Source organism: Pseudomonas sp. Pseusp21 (genome assembly GCF_059492145.1).
Genome location: NZ_CP168520.1, coordinates 845,046 through 866,463 on the forward strand (window position 1 = coordinate 845,046; position 21,418 = coordinate 866,463).

General features: G+C 62.3%; 14 protein-coding genes and 2 riboswitches. Of the genes, 8 read left to right on the plus strand and 6 right to left on the minus strand.

Annotated elements, in window-relative coordinates; translation table 11 throughout:
- The first annotated feature begins 104 nt into the window (after window positions 1–104).
- Genes wecB through ACEN93_RS03715 form a run of 5 tightly spaced genes read left to right on the plus strand, consistent with a single transcriptional unit; the run spans window position 105 to window position 8,523 of the window.
- Window positions 105–1,259, plus strand: coding sequence for a non-hydrolyzing UDP-N-acetylglucosamine 2-epimerase (wecB, locus tag ACEN93_RS03695; RefSeq protein ID WP_495611067.1), 1,155 nt, complete (start codon window positions 105–107; stop codon window positions 1,257–1,259).
- A complete protein-coding gene (gene nfrB / locus ACEN93_RS03700) occupies window positions 1,256–3,430 on the plus strand; it encodes a cyclic di-3',5'-guanylate-activated glycosyltransferase NfrB (RefSeq protein WP_074690358.1) in 2,175 nt (724 codons plus the stop codon). Before wecB ends, nfrB begins: the two co-directional genes overlap by 4 nt.
- Complete coding sequence (locus tag ACEN93_RS03705) at window positions 3,427–6,585, plus strand: NfrA family protein (RefSeq protein WP_495611068.1); 3,159 nt, start codon at window positions 3,427–3,429, stop codon at window positions 6,583–6,585. The genes nfrB and ACEN93_RS03705 overlap by 4 nt, the downstream gene beginning before the upstream one ends.
- Window positions 6,585–7,463: a DUF4434 family protein gene (locus tag ACEN93_RS03710; RefSeq protein ID WP_495611069.1), complete on the plus strand. Its 879-nt coding sequence runs from the start codon at window positions 6,585–6,587 to the stop codon at window positions 7,461–7,463. The genes ACEN93_RS03705 and ACEN93_RS03710 overlap by 1 nt, the downstream gene beginning before the upstream one ends.
- Complete coding sequence (locus ACEN93_RS03715; protein ID WP_495611070.1) at window positions 7,447–8,523, plus strand: GGDEF domain-containing protein; 1,077 nt, start codon at window positions 7,447–7,449, stop codon at window positions 8,521–8,523. Before ACEN93_RS03710 ends, ACEN93_RS03715 begins: the two co-directional genes overlap by 17 nt.
- Window positions 8,524–8,528: 5 nt before the next feature.
- Here the strand turns inward: ACEN93_RS03715 and ACEN93_RS03720 are convergent, their stop codons facing one another.
- From ACEN93_RS03720 to cobW, 6 genes are all read right to left on the minus strand, one after another.
- On the minus strand, window positions 8,529–10,085 hold the full coding sequence (locus tag ACEN93_RS03720) for a TerC family protein (RefSeq protein WP_163975462.1): 1,557 nt from the start codon (window positions 10,083–10,085) through the stop codon (window positions 8,529–8,531).
- Between the two features lie 335 nt (window positions 10,086–10,420).
- A complete protein-coding gene (locus ACEN93_RS03725) occupies window positions 10,421–12,067 on the minus strand; it encodes a phospholipase D-like domain-containing protein (RefSeq protein ID WP_490843887.1) in 1,647 nt (548 codons plus the stop codon).
- Window positions 12,068–12,107: 40 nt separating this feature from the next.
- Entirely contained in the window at window positions 12,108–12,671 is a 564-nt protein-coding gene (locus ACEN93_RS03730) for a vWA domain-containing protein (RefSeq protein WP_080770625.1), read from the minus strand.
- Between the two features lie 101 nt (window positions 12,672–12,772).
- Window positions 12,773–13,786, minus strand: a complete 1,014-nt coding sequence (locus ACEN93_RS03735) for a magnesium chelatase ATPase subunit I (RefSeq protein WP_163975465.1) — start codon at window positions 13,784–13,786, stop codon at window positions 12,773–12,775.
- An 8-nt stretch (window positions 13,787–13,794) separates the two neighbouring features.
- Window positions 13,795–17,562 (minus strand): cobaltochelatase subunit CobN, encoded by a 3,768-nt coding sequence (gene cobN / locus ACEN93_RS03740; protein ID WP_495611071.1) that lies wholly within the window; start codon window positions 17,560–17,562, stop codon window positions 13,795–13,797.
- Between the two features lie 3 nt (window positions 17,563–17,565).
- Window positions 17,566–18,639, minus strand: a complete 1,074-nt coding sequence (gene cobW, locus ACEN93_RS03745) for a cobalamin biosynthesis protein CobW (protein WP_039768817.1) — start codon at window positions 18,637–18,639, stop codon at window positions 17,566–17,568.
- Between the two features lie 99 nt (window positions 18,640–18,738).
- Window positions 18,739–18,948: riboswitch (cobalamin riboswitch) on the minus strand.
- A 727-nt stretch (window positions 18,949–19,675) separates the two neighbouring features.
- A riboswitch (cobalamin riboswitch) is annotated at window positions 19,676–19,896 on the plus strand.
- Window positions 19,897–20,017: 121 nt separating this feature from the next.
- Here cobW and ACEN93_RS03750 point away from each other — a divergent pair.
- The 3 genes from ACEN93_RS03750 to ACEN93_RS03760 are packed head-to-tail and all read left to right on the plus strand — an operon-like array spanning window position 20,018 to window position 21,338.
- Window positions 20,018–20,215: a CbtB domain-containing protein gene (locus tag ACEN93_RS03750; protein WP_039768819.1), complete on the plus strand. Its 198-nt coding sequence runs from the start codon at window positions 20,018–20,020 to the stop codon at window positions 20,213–20,215.
- Between the two features lie 11 nt (window positions 20,216–20,226).
- Window positions 20,227–20,928 carry a CbtA family protein gene (locus tag ACEN93_RS03755; protein ID WP_039768821.1) on the plus strand — a complete coding sequence of 234 codons (702 nt, stop codon included), beginning with the start codon at window positions 20,227–20,229 and terminating at the stop codon, window positions 20,926–20,928.
- Window positions 20,925–21,338: a cobalamin biosynthesis protein gene (locus ACEN93_RS03760; protein WP_074690340.1), complete on the plus strand. Its 414-nt coding sequence runs from the start codon at window positions 20,925–20,927 to the stop codon at window positions 21,336–21,338. The genes ACEN93_RS03755 and ACEN93_RS03760 overlap by 4 nt, the downstream gene beginning before the upstream one ends.
- The last annotated feature ends 80 nt before the right edge of the window (window positions 21,339–21,418 follow it).

Here is a 21,418-nt window from a genome sequence, read left to right on the forward strand (position 1 = left end):
CGGATTGGACAAGCTCCCATCCGGCTGCTTTTCTTTATTTCTCAGAAAGAGAAGAGTGCTGCCGGCCCTCGGGTCGCAGCCTTGCTACGTCCCAGGAGGGGTCAATGTCCTTTAAAGTCATGATGGTTTTCGGCACTCGCCCGGAGGCCATCAAAATGGCTCCGCTGGCCCGGATTCTGCGTCAGTGGCCCGACATCACACTCAACATCTGCTCCACCGGTCAACATCGCGAGATGCTCACTCAGGTGCTGGACGCGTTCGAACTGACGGTCGACGAAGACCTGCAAGTCATGACCCAGGGCCAGACCCTGAACGGTCTGTCGCAACATCTGCTCGCCCAGCTCGATCAGGCCTACGAGCGGGTCAAACCGGACATCGTGCTGGTCCACGGCGACACCACTACCAGCTTCATCGCCGCCCTCGCCGCCTTCAATCGTCAGCTGCCCATCGGTCACGTCGAAGCCGGTCTGCGTACCGGCAATCTGCGCGCGCCCTGGCCCGAGGAAGCGAATCGGCGCCTGACCGGCGTGATAACCGACCTGCATTTCCCGCCGACCTCCAAATCCGCTGCCAATCTGCTACGCGAAGGCGTACCCGAAGACAACATTGAAATCACCGGTAACACCGTGATCGACGCCTTGCTGTGGATGCGCAAGCACCAGCAGGACATCGATTGGCATCCGCCCGCCGATTCGCCTCTGGCGGCAATTGATGACCAGCGCCGGATGATTCTGGTGACCAGCCATCGACGGGAAAATCTCGGCGACGGTTTCCGCAATATCTGCCAGGCCCTGGCCGAACTGGCCGAACAATACCCGGACGTGCAATTCGTTTATCCGGTGCACCTCAATCCGCTGGTGCAGGAGGTGGTGTACGGCATGCTCGCCGACAAACCGAACATCTATCTGGTGCCACCGCAGGACTATCCGAACTTCGTCTGGCTGATGGGCCGCGCGCACTTCATCCTGACCGACTCCGGCGGCGTCCAGGAGGAAGCGCCGGCAATCGGCAAACCGCTGCTGGTACTGCGCGACGTCACCGAACGGCCTTCCGTGCTCGAGAGCGGCACCATGCTGCTGGTGGGCACGGACAAGGCGCGCATCGTCAAGGAAGCCCGGCTACTGCTGGACGACCCGGACACCTACACCCGCATGAGCCGCGTTCACTTCCCGTATGGCGACGGTCACGCCAGCGAACTGATCGCCACCCGCCTCCACGCCTGGCTGAGCGCACACTCGGCGGTGGGTAAAGGGGTATGAGTCTGGGTTGGGTCGATTTCTTCGCGTATGTGCTGTTCGGTCTCAAATATGTGGCGATTGCCCTCGCCCTGCTGATGTTCATCCTCGGCCTCGATGACCTGTTCATCGACCTCGTGTACTGGAGCCGCAAGTTCATCCGGCGCTGGCGGATCTACGAAAAATTCAAGCGCGCCGACGAGGAGCGCCTGTATTCGATTCCCGAGAAGCCGCTGGCAATCATGGTGCCAGCGTGGAACGAAGTCGGCGTGGTCGGCGAAATGGCGCGTCTGGCCGCCTCGACCATCGACTACGAGAACTATCAGATTTTCGTCGGCACCTACCCCAACGATGCCGACACCCAGGCCGATGTCGACGCGGTGTGCCAGCACTACCCCAACGTGCACAAAGTGGTGTGCGCCCGACCCGGCCCGACCAGCAAGGCCGACTGCCTGAACAACATCATCGACGCGATCCTGCGCTTCGAGAGCGAGGCGAAAATCCAGTTCGCCGGGTTCATCCTGCACGACGCCGAAGACGTGATTTCGCCGATGGAATTGCGCCTCTACAACTATCTGTTGCCGAACAAGGACCTGATCCAGATTCCGGTCTACCCCTACGCGCCGGAGTGGAAAGGCTTCACCGCCGGGCACTACGTCGATGAGTTCGCGGAAAACCACGGCAAAGACGTCATTGTTCGCGAAGCCCTCACCGGTCAAGTGCCCAGCGCCGGCGTCGGCACCTGCTTCAGCCGCAAGGCCATCAGCGCCCTGCTGGAAGACGGCGATGGCATTGCCTTCGATGTGCAAAGTCTCACCGAAGACTACGACATCGGTTTCCGCCTCAAGCAGAAAGGCATGAAATGCATCTTCGCCCGTTATTCGGTCAGCGATCCGAAACTGGCGCTGGAGCAACCCTGGGTGTTCGGGATGAACCGCGAGTTCTCTCAGGTGATCTGCGTGCGCGAGCACTTTCCCCGCGACCTTCAACATGCGATCCGGCAGAAATCGCGGTGGATTGTCGGCATCGTTTTCCAGGGCACCAAGAACCTCGGCTGGAGCCGCAAGGGTCTGCTCAATTATTTCCTGTGGCGCGACCGTCGCGGGCTGATCGCCTACCTGCTGAGCTTTTTGGTGAACCTGCTGTTCCTGGTACTGCTGGCGATGTGGGCGGTCACGATCATTTCCCCGGACTCGTGGCGTTATCCATCGATTCTCGCCGACAGTTCGCTGCTCTCGGTGCTGCTGTGGCTCAACGGCCTGATGCTGCTCAACCGCCTGTTCCAGCGCGGCTGGTTTGTCACTCGTTACTACGGATTGGTTGAAGGTCTGCTGTCAGCGCCGCGCATGATGTGGAGCAACTTCGTCAATTTCTTCGCCAACCTGCGCGCCCTGCGTCAGGTGATGGAAATGGGCGATTCTCGACGCGTGGCCTGGGACAAAACCACTCACGAATTCCCGGCGCTGACCAAGGCCCAGCGCACTCCACTTGGCCATCGGCTGGTGGAAAAAGGCCTGCTTACCGAAGAGCAACTGGAAGCGGCGATCACCAGCCCGGTACGCCGGCGCCTCGGGCGCGAACTGCTTTTGCGTGAATACATCAACAGCACCCAACTTGTGCAAACCCTGGCCGAACAGCTTGATCTGGAATGGGCGCCACTCAATCCGTTCAAGCTCGACAAACGCCTGATCGATGCCGTACCGCGCCGGGTCGCTTCCCACTACGGCATTTTGCCGGTGGCCGAAGAAGGCGACACCCTGATTCTGGCCTCCGAAGGCCCGGTCAGCCAGGTCTCGCTGGGCGCCATCAGCCGTCAATTGAAACGCCCGGTGCGCAGCCGTCTCGCACCACAGGGCCGCGTCACATTGGGGATTCGCTACTGGTACGCCAGCCCCCGCCAGAATGAGGAAGTGCGTCATATGCTCGAAGTGCTTGAGCGCCATCAGGACGATGAGGCCCTGCTGGAACGGGTCAGTCGCCATCAAGTGCTGCTCGGCAATCTGTTGCAGGTGCGCGGCATGGTGCCGCCCACCCTGTTCAATCAGGCGCTGATCGACTTCGATGCCGAGAAGATGTCACTCGGTGAACACCTGATTTCTCGGGGCATGATTACCCAGGAAGTACTGGAACAGGCGCTGGCTGATCAGACCAGCGAACAGCAAGCTGCCTACCGCATTGTCCGGGAGGTCGCATGAAGCCTGTGCATCGTCAAACCTTGCTGATGGGCAGCCTGCTGCTGGGCCTGAGCACCACGTATCCGCTGCAAGCGGCACCGCTGAGCGACTTTGAACAGTTCCGCAGCTATCCCTACATGGACCGCAGCTATCGCGAGGCGAAAAAGGGTAACTGGAAAGAAGTCGAACGCCTGATGCGCCACTTGCTGGAAAAGGTCCCGAAAAATGACGAGGCCCGGGCACTGCTGGTGGAGTCCCTGGCCAAGCAGCGTCGTTACAAGGAAGCGCTGCAAGCCTTGCCGGACAACAGCGAAGCGCTGCTCGACCTGCGCCTGACCTGGATCGAACAGGATCCTCCGACCAGCACGCAAGTGGAAAGCTGGATGGCCACCAGCAACCTGAATGACCGCGTGCGCCTTTGGCAGGCCTACAGCCTGAGCCTGGCCAAGTTCGGCGGCGCGGCCAAGGCCCACGACTGGCTGGCGCAACTGGCGCCCAAGGGCGATGACAATATCCTGCGTCTGGCCCGCGCCAACTGGTCGGAGCAACTGCGCGACTGGAGCGGCACCATCGACCAACTGGCACCGCTGGCCGCACGCAAACAACTGGACGCCGAAGGCTGGCAACGTCTGGCCAATGCCTACGTGCAACGCCTCGATGAAAAGCCGCTGCAGCAACTGCTGCAACAGGCGCCGAGTCCCGAAGCCGCGCGCAACATTCGCCTGGCGATGGTCGATCGCGCCATCGCCATGGGTCACGAGCAACAGGCCCAGCGCTGGATGCAGTCGCTGCCGGCCAGCGACCTCGCCGATCCGGCGCAACGACAGCGTCTGTGGGAACTGGCACGCAAGACCGAAGACGTGCCCACCGTGCAGCGTCTGAGCAACGATCTGCAACGTCCTTGCCTGGAAACCGCCGAATGGCTGTCGCGGCAGGATCCGGAAGCGGCGCTCAAGCAACTGCGCAATTGCACGCCAACGGACGACCCACAAACCTGGCTGGTACTCGCCCAGCGCCTGCAAGCCACGGATCTGTTGCAAAGCACCCGTCTGCCGGAGCCTTGGGACAGCCGTCGGCAAACGCAGGTGCTCGACATCTGGCAGGAGCAAGGTCGCAGCGCCGAGGTCAACGCGTGGCTGGCCGGTCAGCAACAGACGCCCGATATCGTCAAGCGCCGAGCCGAACTGACACAGCGCATGGGGCGAATGATCGAAGCGCAAACCCTGTGGGAACTGCATTACCGGCAAACCGACAATCTGTCCTCGCTGAATCAGGCCACCTATCTGGCAGTGAATGCGGGTGATCGCGCGCATGCCCAACAGTTGCTGGAATCCGCGTTCGATCGTCATGGCGGGCGTTTGCCGGCGACGGCGTTGCAGCGTCTGGCCGGTTTGTATGCCGCAGCGCCCTCCACGACTCCGGAGCAACAGCGACGCATGGCGCTCCTGCTCAACCGGGTGGACGGTGCCACGCGCGGCCAACTGCTCGCGCAACTCGCGGAGACCGGCCAGTGCGACGCCGTGCAGCATGCCATCGGCAGCCACCCGCAAGCGGCTGGCGATTACCGCGCGCTCGGTCGCTGCGCCATGCCTGATCGCCCGGGTGAGGCCGTCGTCTATTACCAGCAGGCTGAAAAACTCGGTGATCGCGGCAGTCGTCTGCCGCTGGCCTATGCCCTGGAAGCGGCCGGTGATTCTGCCGGTGCGCTGGCCATCTGGCGCAGCTTCCCGACCGCCGAACTCAGCGACAACGCGCGTCTGACAGCCAGTCGCAGCGCACTGAATGTCGGCGACAGCCAGACCGCAGAAACCTACTGGCAACAAAGCACCACTCGCGGCGCCAATGAGTGGGCCCTCGGCGCAGCCATCGCCGACGCACGGGGTGATCACGCCCAGGCACTGCAACGTCAGCGGCAGGCCCTGCAACAGGCTCCGGATGCCGGCCACTTCTACGCCGCATCGGTCACAGCGCAAAAGGCCGGGGACTTGCCGCAAAGCACTGCATGGCTGGCCGAAGCGGTACGCCACGAGCCGAACAACCCGCGTTATCGCGCCGACTACGGCATGCGTCTGGCCGGTGCCGAAACCCGCGAAGAGCGCGCCACGGCGATTCCGTATCTGCAACAGGCGACCCGGGATTTCCCCGAGGATTACCGCCTCGGCGAAACCCTGGCCTGGCGCTACGACGAAGTGGAAGACAGCGCCTCCGCACGCAAGGAACTGCGCCGGGTGATCGATCTGGAGCAGAACCCGGTGGCGGCGGATGACGAAGACGGCAGCATGGAGGCCCGCCGTTATCGCCAGCGCCGCGCCCATGAAACCTTGTCCCGGCGTGACAGCCGGACGATTGCCAGCACCTGGTCGCCGGCCGGGATCTCCACCAACGACTTCGTGCGACCGGACGACAGCAAAGGTTCACGCCGTCGCTCGGATTCGCAGAATGTGCAACTGGCAATATGGGACCACGCCCTGGGCGAAGAACCAAGCCGCGCCGGCAGCACGCTGTCGGTGTACGGACGTGTCTTGCTGGGCGGACAAGGTCGCTCCAGTTACGCCGAGTCCCTCGCCGCCGGTGTCGGCCTGCGCTACAAACCGTGGGGCACACAGAACATCAACTTCTACGGCGAGATCTACAAGCAGAGCCAGTTCGACGATGACGACAGTCACAGCCTGAGCCTCGGCCAGATGCTGGTGCCGGAAAAGCTGTTCGATCAGGTCAACGATCACCGCAAGGACGGCCACACCACCACTGATTACCTGCTGCGCGCCACCGCCTCATTCCTCGATCAGGGCCAGTACCGCAACGACTGGCGTGTCGACGAAAACGACTGGGACGAGCGTTTCCTGTACCTCGACGCCGCGTGGTGGACCAAGGCCGGCGATCACCAGTGGCTGTCGCGGTTCCAGCAAGGTCATGCATGGAAACTGCCGTTCAGCGGAGCCCAGACGATCATGCCTTACGGCTTCCTCGAATTTGCCAGCCAGGACCCGAGCAACGACTGGCGCCAGGACCTGCGCACCGGTGTCGGTCTGCGCTGGCAATGGTGGTACGACGAGGATCGCTACAACGCCTACCGTTCGAAACTGACGATTCGCACCGAATATCAACAGTCGCTGGGCGGCAATCTGTATGAAGGCGGCAACGGTGTGCTGCTGGGCGTGGAGTGGAATTTCTGATGGCTCGATGGATGCTGTGTTTGTGTTTGCTGATGAGCGCCACCGTCGCGAAGGCCGATGAGCGGCTGTTCTATCAGCCGCTGAATGTCGATGCCGGCCTGACGCAGGCGCAGTGGCAGAAGGTCTGGCAAGACACCGAGAAACAAGGCACGCGAACCGTGATCGTGCAGTGGACAGCCTATGGCGACTCGGACTTCGGCGGCGCCAATGGCTGGCTCGCCAACAGCTTGAAACTCGCTCAACGACAAGGTCTGCAACTGGTGCTCGGCCTGGCAATGGACCCGGCCTACTACAAGCGCATCGATGAACTGGACAGCGCCGGCCTCGGCGCCTACTGGCAGGCGCAACTGGGGAAATCGCTGGCCCAGCAGCAGAAACTACGCCAGGACTGGAAGCTGCCGGTCAGCGGCTGGTATCTGCCGCTGGAACTGGATGACCTGCACTTTCTGGCGGCAGATCGACGGGCCACGCTTCAGCGTCAGCTGAAGGACTTCGCCACGAAGCTGGATGCGCCGCTGCATGTCAGCGCCTTCAGTGCCGGCAAGCTGGCTCCGGCGGTCAACGGCCAATGGCTGGGCGAATTGACGGCGGCGGGTGCGCTGGTCTGGTGGCAGGACGGCGCGGGCACCGGTCGTTTGCCACCGATGGTGCGCAATGGTTATGCCAGTGCACTGCCCTGCTCCGTGGGGATCGTGCGCGAAGCCTTCCGGCAGGTCAGCCGCGAGGGCGAGCCCTTCCGTGCCGAACCGGCCAGCCCGGATGCGACCTCGACCGGCTGTCATCAGAACGCGGTGTTTTCCCTGCGCTATCGACCGTGGGGCTCGGTCATCCTCGACAACCAACGCAAGCATCCGGGCAGCAATGTACAAAACCATTGAAGACGAAGTCCTGAAGAAGACCGCGCCCGCCGAACTGTGGAGCGAGTTCATCCAGCATGAATTCGAGCGGCTGCATTCGTTCTGCCTGTTGATCTACCTGGCGAGCATCGGCATCTGGCTGGCCTTCGACCTGATCGTCAGCTTCATCGGCAATCAGGGATTCACCTGGCGTTCGATGGTGTTCATCGCGGCCTTTGCGATTCTTGCTGTGGTGTTGATGTTCACCCGCAAGGCTCGACACTTCGACTGGCTGAACCTGACATTCGTGGTGATCATCACACTCGGCATCCGAATGGTGATCGACGGCCTGCCGCCGACCTTTCATGGCATCTGGCTGGTGCTCGCCGCAGCCACTACGTTGTACAGCGCCTCGGTACTGCCGCTCAGCCGCTGGTCGTTCTTCGGTGCCCAGGCCATCACCTGGCTGGTGCTCAATCCGTTCATGAACACCGGCATCGACCTGCTGGAACTCAAAGGCGTGATGACCATCGCCTACAGCGTTTTTCTCTGTGCTTTGACGATCTATACGTTTCTGAAGCTGCGCGAGGCCAAGCTCTACAACTACATCATGTCCAAGCTGTTGCTGGATCAGGCCTACAACGACACCCTCACCGAAATTCCCAACCGTCGCTCGTTCATGACCCGCGCCGGAAAAACCCTGCAAGCCGTGCCGCGTGAGCATGACCATTACCTGGCGATGATCGACATCGACAACTTCAAGAAAGTGAATGACGTCTACGGCCACGACATCGGCGATGAAGTGCTCAAGCGCATCGCGGCGGACATCAAAACCGTGATGTCACGCTTCGAATATGCCCGACTGGGTGGCGAGGAGTTTGCGATCTATCTGGCCGGTGTGCGCCGCGAGGATGTCGAGGCGCTGGCCGGGGAGTTGTGCCGGGTGGTGCGTGAGCAACCGACCCGGCATCCGGTGACCATCAGCATCGGTCTGGCCCGGGTCGAAGATGGCGACACCCTGAACCAGGCCCTGATCAAGGCTGACGAAGCGTTGTACGAGTCAAAGCATACCGGCAAGGACCGCTACACTTTTCATCAGTGAGGCCATCAGGCCTCACGCACCAGCAACACTCGCGTCACGCGACGTTCTTCGACCGCCATTACGGTCATGCCCCAGCCTTCATGTTCCAGTCGATCGCCCTTCATCGGCAGGCGATCCAGCAGGCTCATCACCAGCCCGGCGAGGGTCTGGTAATCCTCGGTCGGCTCAGCGCGAAAACCGGTGTGCTCGCGGATGCGGGTCAGGTTCAGCGCACCGTTGACGATAAACCCGCCCTGCTCCTCGACCACGTCGGGGCCGGCGATTTCACTGGCATCCGGCAGTTCACCGGCAATCGATTCGAGAATGTCGGTCATGGTCAACACCCCCACAAAGTCACCGAACTCGTTCACCACAAAGGCAATGTGGGTCGAGGCCGCACGCATTTGTTCCAGTGCGTTGAGGATCGAATAACTGTCCAGCAGATTGACGGTCTTGCGCGCCAGGTGTTCAAGGTTCGGCTCGTTGCCGGCCAGATACTCCTTGAGCAGTTCCTTCTTGTGCACGAAGCCCAGCGGCTCATCCACTGCGCCGTTACGAATCAGCGGCAAGCGCGAGTAGGACGAATGCATCAACCGCGTACGAATAGCCTCGGCGTCGTCCGCCAGATCAATGTGATCGACATCGGCGCGCACTGTCATCAAGGCGCGAATCGGTCGTTCGGCCAGTTGCAGCACACCACTGATCATCACCCGCTCGCGACGGTCGAACAGCTCTGCGCTCGGCGCTTCACCGTTGTCCAGCAAGTCGGAAATCTCCTCGCCGACCTCTTCCTCCGCCAGTTTGCGACCACCCAACAGACGCATCACCGCATGGGCCGTGCGCTCACGCATCGGGCGCAAGCCCTGCATCGAGCGCTTGCGACGAGCGCGGGCGATCTGGTTGAAGATCTCGATCAGGATCGAGAAACCAATGGCCGCGTACAGATAACCTTTCGGTATGTGGAAACCCAGGCCTTCAGCGGTCAGGGCAAAACCGATCATCATCAGGAAGCCCAGACACAGCATGATCACCGTCGGGTGGGCGTTGACGAAGCGGGTCAGCGGCTTGCTGGCAACGATCATCACACCGATGGACACGACCACCGCGATCATCATCACCGCCAGTTCATCGACCATGCCCACGGCAGTAATCACCGCGTCCAGGGAGAACACCGCGTCGAGCACGACGATCTGCGCCACGATCGGCCAGAACAGCGCATAAGCGGTGTTGGTCGAGCGCTCGCCGATGTGGCCTTCCAGCCGTTCGTGCAATTCCATGGTCGCCTTGAACAACAGGAACACACCACCGAACAGCATGATCAGGTCACGGCCGGAGAAGCTCTTGCCGAACACCTCGAACAACGGTGCCGTGAGGGTGACCAGCCAGGAAATACTCGCCAGCAGGCCAAGACGCATGATCAGCGCCAGGCTCAAACCGATGATGCGTGCGCGGTCGCGCTGATGCGGCGGCAGTTTGTCCGCCAGGATCGCGATGAACACCAGGTTGTCGATACCCAGTACCAGTTCCAGCACGATCAGTGTCAACAAGCCCAGCCATGCCGTGGGATCCGCTAACCATTCCATAATCTGTCTCTATCTCTCGTCAGTGAATTCAGGCTGCCGGACACGGCAAAGTGCGGCGCGAAAGCTCGAAGGCTGCGCCATCAACGATAGTCGGTAGTCGGAAGACTGGATGCTGGAAGTGTGTCAAGACCGCGCCATGGCGCGAGGGGAACGGGGTTCCTGGAATAGAACTGGGAGGCTCCGAGAGGGTGTTCATGCAAATCCTGAATGAAAAAAGGCCTTGAAGCGTACAGGCTCAGATGACTTTTCCTACAGCTGGAAATCATTTCAAAATCTGTACGCCGCCTGCCTATCGCCGCTCTCGTCAGCATCGGCAGCCAACGGATGCGCAAGGGCTAACGCCCGGAAAACCGCAGGCGAGACAACTGACGCAGGTCGTCCTCGACGTAGTAGTCGTTGGTCCAGCTGTCATCCGCCGCCAACGGCTGCACCTGCTTCAACGCCAGTTTCTTCGCGAAGTAGCGAAAACGGTAATGCTCGTAGAACCGCAGCAGTTCCAGGCCATAGCGATCCGCCAGATCGGTGTCGCCGCGAATGATCAGATAGTTCTCGTCATTTCCGTTGCTGGCCGAGGTACTGAGGTTGTGACTGCCGCTGATGAGGGTCGGGCTGTCGCTGGTGAAGTCGGTGACCACCGCTTTGGTGTGCACCAGCAGGTTGCCTTTCTGGCCTTTCATGTTTTCCCGTAACCAGCCTTCCAGCCCGGTATTAAGCAACGCGGTGGCGGCGAATTCGGCGGTTCGGTCGGCGTGAAACCCGGTGATGCGGCTGACCGTGTTTTGCAGGCCGTAACGCAGGATGTCGTCGTGGGGCTGGCCGAGCAACGCGTTGAGAATCGCGTCGGGCAAGGCGAAGGCGGTGACGAACAGCAGGTCTTTTTTCGCCCCCTCGATGATATCGACGAACTCCCGCAGATCCGCGCCGCCGGTACGCGGGGAGAACCCGGCGAACAGGGGTTGCGCCGGGTTCATCGGGTTGTGTTGGGTAATCCAGTCGCGGGTGGCGCCGACGTCTGCCGGCTCGGCCCAGATCTGCTCGAAGGTTTTCAAGTAACTCGTGCCGACCGCCGAATCGTCCAGCACATGCACCACGTTGGCCTGGCGGTACACGCCGTTGGCGGTGAAGTTGGTGCTGCCGCACAGCACCGCTTGCGGCTGGCGCTCACCGCCTCCGTCGAGGCGGCTGAGGACGATGAACTTGTTATGGAAAATGTTGTGAGTGACCCGCCCGCGCTTGCTGCTCGCCGGCAGTTTCGCAAGGCTCGCTTCATTGATCGTGGTGTCTTCGTCGTCGGGCCGGGCGTGATACAGCACGCGCACCTGAACACCTCGATCGAACGCCGCGTTTACCGTGTCGACGATGGCTTGCAACTGGTATTCGTAGATCGCGATGTCCAGCGCCCACTGAGCGTCCACCGCTCGTTCGATAAAGCCTTGCAGACGCCCGAGCAGACCGTTCTCCAGCCACTGACGCGCCGCATCGGGCCAGGCTTCGATGGGCAGGTTTTTGTTGGCACTGATCTGTGCGTCGAGATCGGGGAATTTGCGCTGAAACGCCTGGCTCGCTGCCACGGCACGGTTGAAGATCACGCCCTGACTGGCAGGATGACCGTCATCAGAACGGATCGTCAGCTCCAGCGCTTCGCCGAGTTGCGGCGCATCCGGCGTGCCATACGCCAGGTGCACGCGATAGTGGATCGTCATGCCTGGATTGACCGCGTAATCGGCCCAGCGAAATTTCTGCAACGGCGCCTTGTCGCTCGGCGTGGCGTGAAACTGCGCGAAGGTATGGGCCTTGCCGGGAAAGGTCAGGCTGTTGAACAGGAACAGCCACGGTTTGTCGCCCTGCTGCTTCTCGATGGCAAACCCCAGCAAGCCTTTGCGCCGGGGTTCGGCGAGGTCCATGGCGAGCAGCACGCCGTTGGTGCCGGCGTAGGCCTTGACGCGAAAATCGTCCTGCGGATTGGCGACCAGCACGCGCATGACTCACACCTTGTGAATTGGCCTGAATGCAGCATAGCCCTCAGACCGACAATAACTCGTCGATATGCCGGTAATCCGCGTCCAGTGCGGTCGCCAATTGCCTTGCGCGCTTCAGGCGGATCGGCCCGCGCTCGATATCGATCAACAGGCCCGGACATGCGAGCGCCGGCAGTTGCGGCCAGTCTTTCAAACGGCCATCGGTGATCACCAGCAACCGTTGCTGTTCAGCGGGGAAACGCTTGCGCCGCACCGTCAGCCAATGCCCGGCTTCCGTCAACGCCGCCAACAATGGCGTGCCGCCTCCCGCACCCAATCCATCGAGCCACGCGCGCAAGCCGCTGGAGGCCTTCAGCCCTTGCACCTGCCATTTCGGCGCGGCGCCGCTTGCGGTCAGCAACGCAAGGCGCGCGCGCTGCCGGTAAGCGTCATCGAACAGTTGTGCGAGCACGCCCTTGGCATCGCTCAGCGCCTGATGACGACGGGTCGAGGCCGAGGCATCGACGATCACCAGCCACAGTTCATGGGGCGTGCGGGTGCGCAGTTGAAACAGCAGATCCGCCCGGGTTTTCGGGCGGCCATTGAGCAAGGTTCCGGGCCAGTTCACCGAGCCACTGCGAGCGGCATGACGCTTGCCCTGGCGGCCGTTATCGAGGCGTCCGGCGCGGGGTCTGGCATTCGCCCCCGCGTCGGATCGGGGGCGAATGCCTAACGCTTTTTTTGTAGGTGTGGCGGCCAGGTAGGGACTTCGCGGCGTGCGCCGGTAGCCAGTGCCGGCGCCGGCATTTCTCCCCACTGGCCCTGCCCCTCGCTCGGCTCGGCGTTAGTGCCGGACGGCGATTGCGCCGGTGGCTGCGAGCTGGTCGAAGACTGTTCGCGACGACGATGACGCAATGCGAACTCAGCCACCGCATCGATATCCTGCTCGGCGATGGCGTCCGCACCGCGCCACGCCGCATGCGCCCGCGCGGCACGCAGCCAGACCAGATCGGCGCGCAAACCGTCGACGCCTGCCGCGAAGCAGCGCTCGGTGATCTGTGCCAGCGCCGCGTCATCCAGCGGGATGCCCGGTAAAACCTTGCGGGCGTTCTCGCAGCGCTGACGCAGAGCTTGCTGTTCAGCCTCCCACTGCGCACAGAACGCCTGCGGATCGCTGTCGAAATCCAGCCGACGACGAATGATCTGACCACGCTCGGCCGGCGCCGTGTGACCGCTCAGGGCGACGTTCAAACCAAAGCGATCCAGCAATTGCGGACGCAATTCACCCTCTTCCGGGTTCATCGTGCCGATCAATACGAACTTCGCCGAGTGCCGATGGGAAATGCCATCGCGCTCGATCAGGTTAGTGCCGCTGGCAGCCACATCGAGCAGCAAGTCCACCAGATGATCCGGCAGCAGATTCACTTCATCGACGTACAACACGCCGCCGTCAGCCTTCGCCAGAACGCCGGGAGAAAACTGCGCGCGACCGTCGTTCAACGCCGCGTCCAGATCCAGCGTGCCGACCAGTCGCTCTTCGGTGGCGCCCAACGGCAAGGTGACGAACTGACCGCTGGCCAGCAGATCCGCCAGACCCCGGGCGAGCGTCGACTTGGCCATGCCGCGCGGGCCTTCGATCAGCACGCCGCCGATCTTCGGGTCGATGGCCGTCAGGTACAGCGCCAGTTTCAGATCATCGGCGCCAACCACGGCGGAGAGCGGGAAATGCGGGGTGTCGGTCATGTTCAGTCTCAGCTCTCTTCTTCTATGTCCAGCAGCAGGTTTTCCAGGGCTTCTTTGTAGGCGCCCGGTTCCTGCCACATCCCGCGCTGCTGCGCTTCGAGCATGCGTTCGGTCATGTCGCGCAGTGCGTGGGGATTATGCTCGCGCACGAACTCGCGGGTCGCCGGGTCCAGCAGATACGCATCGGCCAGCAAGGCGTACTGATGGTCGTCGATCAGTTGCGTGGTGGCGTCGAAGGCGAACAGGTTGTCGACCGTCGCCGCCAGTTCGAACGCGCCTTTATAGCCGTGGCGCTTGACCCCGTCGATCCATTTCGGATTCGCCGCCCTCGAGCGGATAACTCGGTTCAGTTCTTCCTTCAAGGTGCGGATCTTCGGCAGGTCCGGCTGACTGTGATCGCCGTGATAACTGGCCGCCGCTTCGCCGCGCAGGCTTTCCACGGCGGCGAGCATGCCGCCCTGGAACTGGTAATAGTCGTTGGAATCGAGCAGGTCATGCTCGCGGTTGTCCTGGTTTTGCAGCACGGCCTGCACCTGGCTCAGGCGCTGGACGAATTGCTCGCGGGCGGCAGTGCCTTCGTCGGAACCACCGTAAGCATAGGCGCCCCAGTTCAGGTAGACCTCGGCCAGATCTTCGCGGGTTTGCCACAGGCGACCATCGATGGCGCCCTGCACGCCCGCGCCATAGGCACCGGGCTTGGCACCGAAGATCCGCCAGCCGGCCTGACGTCGGGCAGCCTCTTCGTCCAGCCCGGACTGACGCAACGCCTCACGTTCGGCACGCACCTTGGCGGCCAACGGGTTGAGGTCGTCCGGCTCGTCCAGTTCGGCCACGGCTTGCACGGCGGCGTCGAACAGGCGGATCAGGTTGGCGAACGCATCGCGGAAAAATCCGGAGACCCGCAGCGTGACATCGACCCGAGGCCGGTCGAGCAGGCTCAGCGGCAGAATCTCGAAATCATCGACGCGCTGACTGCCGGTGGCCCATACCGGGCGCACGCCCATCAGCGCCATGGCCTGGGCGATGTCGTCACCGCCGGTACGCATGGTCGCGGTGCCCCACACCGACAGGCCGAGCTGGCGCAGGTGATCGCCGTGATCCTGCAGGTGTCGCTCGAGAATCAGGGTCGCGGACTGGAAGCCGATTCGCCACGCCGTGGTAGTCGGCAGGTTGCGCACGTCCACGGAGTAAAAATTGCGACCGGTGGGCAGCACATCGAGGCGACCGCGACTTGGCGCGCCGCTCGGGCCGGCCGGGACGAAGCGGCCGCTCAGGGCATCAAGCAGGCCACGCATTTCGGCCGGGCCGCAGGCGTCGAGGCGTGGGGCGATCACTTCGCGGAGGTTGTCGAGGATTGCACCGACTTCAACCCAGCGCGGCTCGCTCCCACAGGGGGATGGCAGTGACTGGGAGATCAGTTGGGTGGCGAACAGCTCCAGACGTTCGCGAGTATCCCCCGCCGTACGCCAGACTTCATCGCTCAGCGATTGCAATTCCATTGGGCGCGGGCCGGTCCAGGAATCAGCCAGTGCACAATCCAGCGGATCGAACCCCAACTGAAACGCTTTCGCCAACGCCCGCAACAAACTCGATTGCGCGCCTTTGCCATCGCCACGCGGAATCCGCAGCAACGCCAGCAACGTGTCGATGCGCAGCCGACCACTCGGCGACTCTCCAAAGATGTGCAGACCATCGCGGATCTGCGACTCCTTCAAATCACACAGATAAGTATCCAGACGCGGCAGCCAGATCGCCGCATCGGCATCGCTGTCGAGGGCTTCGTCGAGTTGCAGCTCGCGGTCGATCTGCGTGTCACGCACCAGTTGCAGAATATCGCGCTGCAATTCCCGGGCGCGGCGCGGATCGAGCAACTGAGCTTCGTAATACTCGTCTGCCAACAGCTCCAGATTACGCAGCGGACCATAGGTTTCGGCGCGAGTCAGCGGCGGCATCAGGTGGTCGATGATCACCGCCTGAGTGCGACGTTTGGCCTGGGCGCCCTCGCCCGGATCGTTGACGATAAACGGATAGATGTTCGGCAGCGGCCCGAGCAGCGCGTCCGGCCAGCAGTTCTCCGACAGACCCACGCCTTTGCCGGGCAGCCATTCGAGGTTGCCGTGCTTGCCGACGTGGATCACGCCGTGAGCCCCGTAGGTCTGGCGCAGCCAGAAATAGAACGCGAGGTATGCGTGCGGCGGCACCAGATCCGGGTCGTGATACACCGCGCTCGGATCGACCTGATAACCCCGCGCCGGTTGAATGCCGACGAAAGTCAGGCCGAAACGCAAGCCAGCGATCATCATCCGCCCGTCCCGGCACATCGGATCGTTTTGCGGCGAACCCCAGCGCTCCAGCACTGCCGCGCGATTGGCTTCTGGCAGCGCATTGAACATCGTCAGGTAATCGTTCATCGCCAGGCTTTGCTGGCATGGGCGCTGATCGAGGGTGTCGAGGTCATTACTGACGCCACCCAGCAATTGCCGGATCAGTTCGGTGCCGCTGTCCGGCAGTTCGGCGGGCAGCGGATAACCTTCGGCCTGTAGCGCCCGCAGGATATTCAGCGCGGCAGCCGGCGTGTCGAGGCCGACGCCGTTGCCGATGCGTCCGTCCCGGGTCGGGTAGTTGGCGAGGATCAGCGCGATGCGCTTTTCAGCGTTCGGCACCCGCGCCAGATCGACCCAGCGTCGCGCCAGTTCAGCGACGAAATCCATGCGCTCGGGTTGGGCCCGATAACACACCACGTCGGACTGACTGCGCTCGCTGCGCCAGGCCAGATCCTTGAAGCTGATCGGCCGACTGATAATCCGGCCGTCCAGTTCCGGCAAGGCGATGTGCATCGCCAGATCCCGCGGGCCGAGGCCCTGCTCGCTCTCGCGCCAACAGGGCTCGTTGTCCTGGGCGCAAATCGCCTGGATCACCGGAATGTTGCGACGGAACGGCCGCAGATGCGGCGCTTCCGGGCTGGACTGGGCGAAACCAGTGGTGTTCAGAATCACCGAGGCCTCGACTTCATCCAGCCAGCCCTCGACCACCGACAGGCAGCCAGGCTCTTTCAAACTGGCCACGGCAATCGGCAGCGGATTGAGTCCGGCCGCCTGAAGCCGTTGGCAGAACACGTCGATAAACGCCGTGTTGGCCGCTTGCAAATGCGAGCGATAAAACAACACCGCCGACACCGGTTGACCGGGCAGCCAATCGGCTTGCCAGTCACTCAGTGCGGCGGTGTTTTTGTTCGGATGATATATCGCCGTGCGCGGCAGCGTTTGCGGCTCGCCCCACACGTAATCCCGCGCCAGCCAGCGATTGGCCAGGCAACGGAAAAAGTCCAGCGCATTGTCCATGCCGCCCTGACGCAGAAACTGCCAGAGCCGGTCGCGATCCTCGGCGCCCACGGTGCTCAGGTCGCTGAGTTCCGGGTCGGGACGGTCATCGCCCGGCACCAGAATCAACTGCACGCCACGTTCGGACAACTCGACCAGCCGCTCGACGCCATAACGCCAATAAGCGATGCCGCCGTGCAGCGAAATCAGAATGACCTTGGCGTGACGCAGCACCTCATCGACGTACAGGTCGACCGACGCATGGTTCTGCACCTGCATCGGGTTGGCCAGCCGCACGCTCGGGTAATCCTCAGGCAGTTGCTGCGCGGCTTCGGCGAGCAGCGCCAGGCTGGAATCGCCGCTGCACAGGATCACCAGCTCGGCGGGGGTTTGTCCAAGGTCGGCAATGTTGTCATCCGACACGAAACCGCCGGGCTGGGTCCTGAGCAGGTGCATGGCTTAAACGCTGAGCGCGGCGCGCAGTTGCGCTTCGAGCTGGGCGGCGTCCAGCTCCTGACCGATCAACACCAGACGCGTCACGCGCGCCTCATCGGCGCCCCACTGACGGTCGAAGTGCTTGTCGAAACGAGTGCCCACACCCTGAACCAACAGACGCATCGGCTTGTTCGGGATCGCCGCGAAGCCTTTGACTCGCAGGATGCCGTGCTGAACCACCAGTTGCGTCAGCGCGTCGAGCAACAGGCTCTCGTCGGCTTGCGGCAATTCGATGGAGATCGAGTCGAAGGCGTCGTGATCGTGGTCATCATGATCGTCATCGCCTTCACCGTGGTGGTGATCGTGATGGCTGTGCCGGCTGTCGATGTGTTCTTCGGAACCGGCGCCGAGGCCGATCAACACGTCCAGCGGCAGACGACCATTGCTGGCTTCGATGATTTTCACTGCTGGCGGCAGCTCTTCGGCGACTTCCAGACGGACGCGCGCGAGGTCTTCAGGGCTGGTCTGGTCGGCCTTGTTGAGAATCACCAGGTCGGCGCTGGCCAGTTGGTCGGCGAACAGTTCGTGCAGTGGCGATTCGTGATCCAGGTTCGGATCGAGCTTGCGCTGGGCGTCGACCTGATCCGGGAACGCGGCGAAGGTGCCAGCGGCCACGGCCGGGCTGTCGACCACGGTGATCACCGCGTCAACGGTGCAGGCGCTGCGGATTTCCGGCCACTGGAAGGCTTGCACCAGCGGCTTTGGCAGGGCCAGGCCCGAGGTTTCGATCAGGATGTGGTCGAGGTCGCCGCGACGGGCCACCAGTTCGCGCATCACCGGGAAGAACTCTTCCTGCACCGTGCAGCACAGGCAACCGTTGGCCAGTTCGTAGACGCGGCCGGTGGCTTCTTCTTCGGTGCAGCCGATGGTGCATTGCTTGAGGATTTCACCGTCGATGCCCAGCTCGCCGAACTCGTTGACGATCACCGCGATGCGGCGGCCCTGGGCGTTGTCGAGCATATGCCGCAGCAAGGTGGTTTTGCCCGAGCCGAGGAAGCCGGTGACGATGGTGACGGGGAGTTTGGCCAGTGTTTTCATCGGATGCCCTTTGGCAAGGTGGCGGGCATACGGGACGAGACCGGCAACGCGAGTGCGTGCCTGGAGAGTTCGCCACCGGATCACCCCGCCCGGTTGAAAGTGAGAATCTGTGACGAGGCAGGTCTCCTGGCTGACGGTGTTCGGGCCTTGGCCCGGTATTCGCTGCGCCTTCCCGCTGGCTCTGGATTGAGTTGGCAGTGGCGTGGCAGCGAACAGCACCGTTCACAGTTGCGGGGGCAGCCGCGGCTTGGACCGCGTTCCCTTCTTAGCTTCGGCGTGGGCCGAAGAACCTCGAAAGCGCAAGGCTACGCATGGGTTGGTTGTGGGTCAATGGGCGGTGCTTTTCGGATTTGGGTGTATATCCGTTGCTGCGGTAACGGCTTCTTAGGGTTCCGCCCTTACGGCGGGTCACTTTTGGCAAACGCCCCAAAAGTAACCAAAAGGTCTCTAACCCTGACGTACGGCCCCTCGCTGAGGCTCGGGGTTCCTTCGCTCCGGGATTGATCCGGGGGCATCGCCTACGGTTTGCTTCGCTGCACCTCCTCTCGATGTGTTTGGCTTCGCAAAAGGGTCGCTGCGCCCCCACCCCCGTATAAACCCCTCCACTCAGCCTGCCGACGGGCCCTGCGATCAAAAGCGGTACTCGAGCTAACGCTCATCGTGTTGAGTGGTTAAGGGCTCTTGATCTGGCTTTTGATGTGGCTTTTGATTTTTTGCCCCTTCGGCAGGCCGAGCGGAGGTGTCCATCAGGGGGTAGGCGCGTAGCGCCGTTCGACGAAGTCGAACACATCGAGAGGAGGTGCAGCGAAGCAAACCGTAGGCGATGCCCCCTGATGGACACCGTAGCGAGGGAACACTGAGCCTAAGCGAAGTGCCGTACGCCGGGGCCAAGACTTTTTGGTTACTTTTGGGGCGTTTGCCAAAAGTGACTCGCTGTAAGAGCGAAACCGCCAGCGGCAGCACCCGAAGCAACGGATATGCCCCCACCTATCCAAACCCACCCATTCAATTGACTAAAAACCCCCGCCCATGGTCTCCTACACAACTTGTTACGGGTGCCCCTCACAGGGTGAAACGGGAAACCGGTGAATCATGTGCTTTACTCTAAAGCCATGTCAGTCCGGTGCTGCCCCCGCAACGGTAAGCGAGCGAAGCGTCAGATCCACTGTGCCCACAGGCATGGGAAGGTGACGCTTGCAGGTCGGCAGACAGCCACCCCTCGTGAGCCCGGAGACCGGCCCGCAACACACAGTGCGCATCTTGCGTCGCTGAACATAACAAACCCGCGGTGGGCGGGCGCTGTTCGAACCTCTGCGTGCCCGGCCGCAGGGGTTTTCATGCGCTCTATTCACCCGCTGACACTTCAGAGGGAAGCGCCATGTCGATCATCAGCAGCACCGGCAGCAATTCGGACAAGATCTCCAGCACCACCACCCTGAGCCAACGCCTGACCGCCGCCGCCTGCGCGTCGATCCTCGGTGCGTGCCTTGTGTATTTCGCCGGTTTCTCGCACATCGAAGCGGTGCACAACGCTGCTCACGATACCCGCCACAGCGCCGCGTTCCCGTGCCACTGAGACCTGACGACATGATCAAGCGTATTGCGCAGACCGCAGGTTTCACCGGCCTTCTGGCCGCCCTGCTCCTGACGTTGCTGCAAAGCTTCTGGGTATCACCGCTGATTCTGCAGGCCGAAACCTTCGAGAAAGCCGAACCGGTGGCCGAAGTTCACGAACACGCTGCCGGCACCGCCGCCCACACCCACGATGCCGAAGCCTGGGAGCCGGAAGACGGCTGGCAGCGCGTGGTGTCCACCACCGGTGGCAATCTGGTGGTTGCCGTGGGTTTCGCACTGATGCTCGCGGGCCTGTACACCCTGCGTGCGCCGACCAAAACCTCGCAAGGCCTGCTCTGGGGCCTGGCCGGTTATGCGACTTTCGTACTTGCACCGACCCTGGGCCTGCCACCTGAGCTGCCGGGCACCGCCGCCGCGGATCTGGCCTCGCGTCAGATGTGGTGGATCGGCACCGCCGCTTCCACCGCTGTCGGTCTGGCCCTGATTGCATTCAGCCGTCACTGGCTGATGAAGATCCTCGGCGTGGCGATCCTTGCCGTGCCGCACGTGATCGGCGCGCCGCAACCGGAAGTGCACTCGATGCTCGCCCCGGAAGCCCTCGAAGCGCAGTTCAAAATCGCTTCGCAGCTGACCAACGTCGCGTTCTGGTTGGCCCTGGGCCTGATCAGCGCGTGGTTGTTCCGCCGCAAAAGCGAAGGTCAGTACCAGGCATGACCGATGACAGCGCAGCGCCGACCTTCGTGGTCGGCCTGGGCTGCCAGCGCGGCTGCCCGGCCAGCACGCTGCGCGCCTTGCTTGATCAGGCATTACAGGCACATCGAATTGATCTGGAGAAGGTCAAGGCGCTGGCCAGCATCGACCTCAAGCGCGACGAACCTGGCCTGCAGGAACTCGCCGCCCAACTGGCGCTGCCGTTGCTGTATTTCAGCAGCGAAGAACTGGCCAGTTATCAGCAACGACTGAGCCATCATTCACAGATTGCCTTCGAACGCACCGGTTGCTACGGCGTAGCGGAAAGTGCCGCGCTGGCGCTCGCCGAGCAGTTGATAAGCGGCCCGGCAAAACTGCTGATACCCCGGCAAAAATACACCCAGGCAACTCTGGCATTGGCCGGCGCGGCGTAAATTCCCGATAATTCACGCTTTCGATCATGAGCATTCTTCATCTGAAGGGCTTGTGAAGCACTGCCCTGCCCCTTTTTTAC

Excerpts from the sequence above, each read along its gene's own strand:
- ACEN93_RS03755 (WP_039768821.1), top strand. The coding sequence starts at position 20,227 with ATGATCAAGCGTATTGCGCAGACCGCAGGTTTCACCGGCCTTCTGGCC.
- nfrB (WP_074690358.1), top strand. The coding sequence starts at position 1,256 with ATGAGTCTGGGTTGGGTCGATTTCTTCGCGTATGTGCTGTTCGGTCTC.
- ACEN93_RS03725 (WP_490843887.1), bottom strand. The coding sequence starts at position 12,067 with ATGCGCGTGCTGGTCGCCAATCCGCAGGACGATTTTCGCGTCAAGGCC.
- ACEN93_RS03720 (WP_163975462.1), bottom strand. The coding sequence starts at position 10,085 with ATGGAATGGTTAGCGGATCCCACGGCATGGCTGGGCTTGTTGACACTG.
- ACEN93_RS03760 (WP_074690340.1), top strand. The coding sequence starts at position 20,925 with ATGACCGATGACAGCGCAGCGCCGACCTTCGTGGTCGGCCTGGGCTGC.
- ACEN93_RS03715 (WP_495611070.1), top strand. The coding sequence starts at position 7,447 with ATGTACAAAACCATTGAAGACGAAGTCCTGAAGAAGACCGCGCCCGCC.
- wecB (WP_495611067.1), top strand. The coding sequence starts at position 105 with ATGTCCTTTAAAGTCATGATGGTTTTCGGCACTCGCCCGGAGGCCATC.
- ACEN93_RS03710 (WP_495611069.1), top strand. The coding sequence starts at position 6,585 with ATGGCTCGATGGATGCTGTGTTTGTGTTTGCTGATGAGCGCCACCGTC.
- cobW (WP_039768817.1), bottom strand. The coding sequence starts at position 18,639 with ATGAAAACACTGGCCAAACTCCCCGTCACCATCGTCACCGGCTTCCTC.
- ACEN93_RS03705 (WP_495611068.1), top strand. The coding sequence starts at position 3,427 with ATGAAGCCTGTGCATCGTCAAACCTTGCTGATGGGCAGCCTGCTGCTG.
- ACEN93_RS03735 (WP_163975465.1), bottom strand. The coding sequence starts at position 13,786 with ATGACCGACACCCCGCATTTCCCGCTCTCCGCCGTGGTTGGCGCCGAT.
- ACEN93_RS03750 (WP_039768819.1), top strand. The coding sequence starts at position 20,018 with ATGTCGATCATCAGCAGCACCGGCAGCAATTCGGACAAGATCTCCAGC.
- cobN (WP_495611071.1), bottom strand. The coding sequence starts at position 17,562 with ATGCACCTGCTCAGGACCCAGCCCGGCGGTTTCGTGTCGGATGACAAC.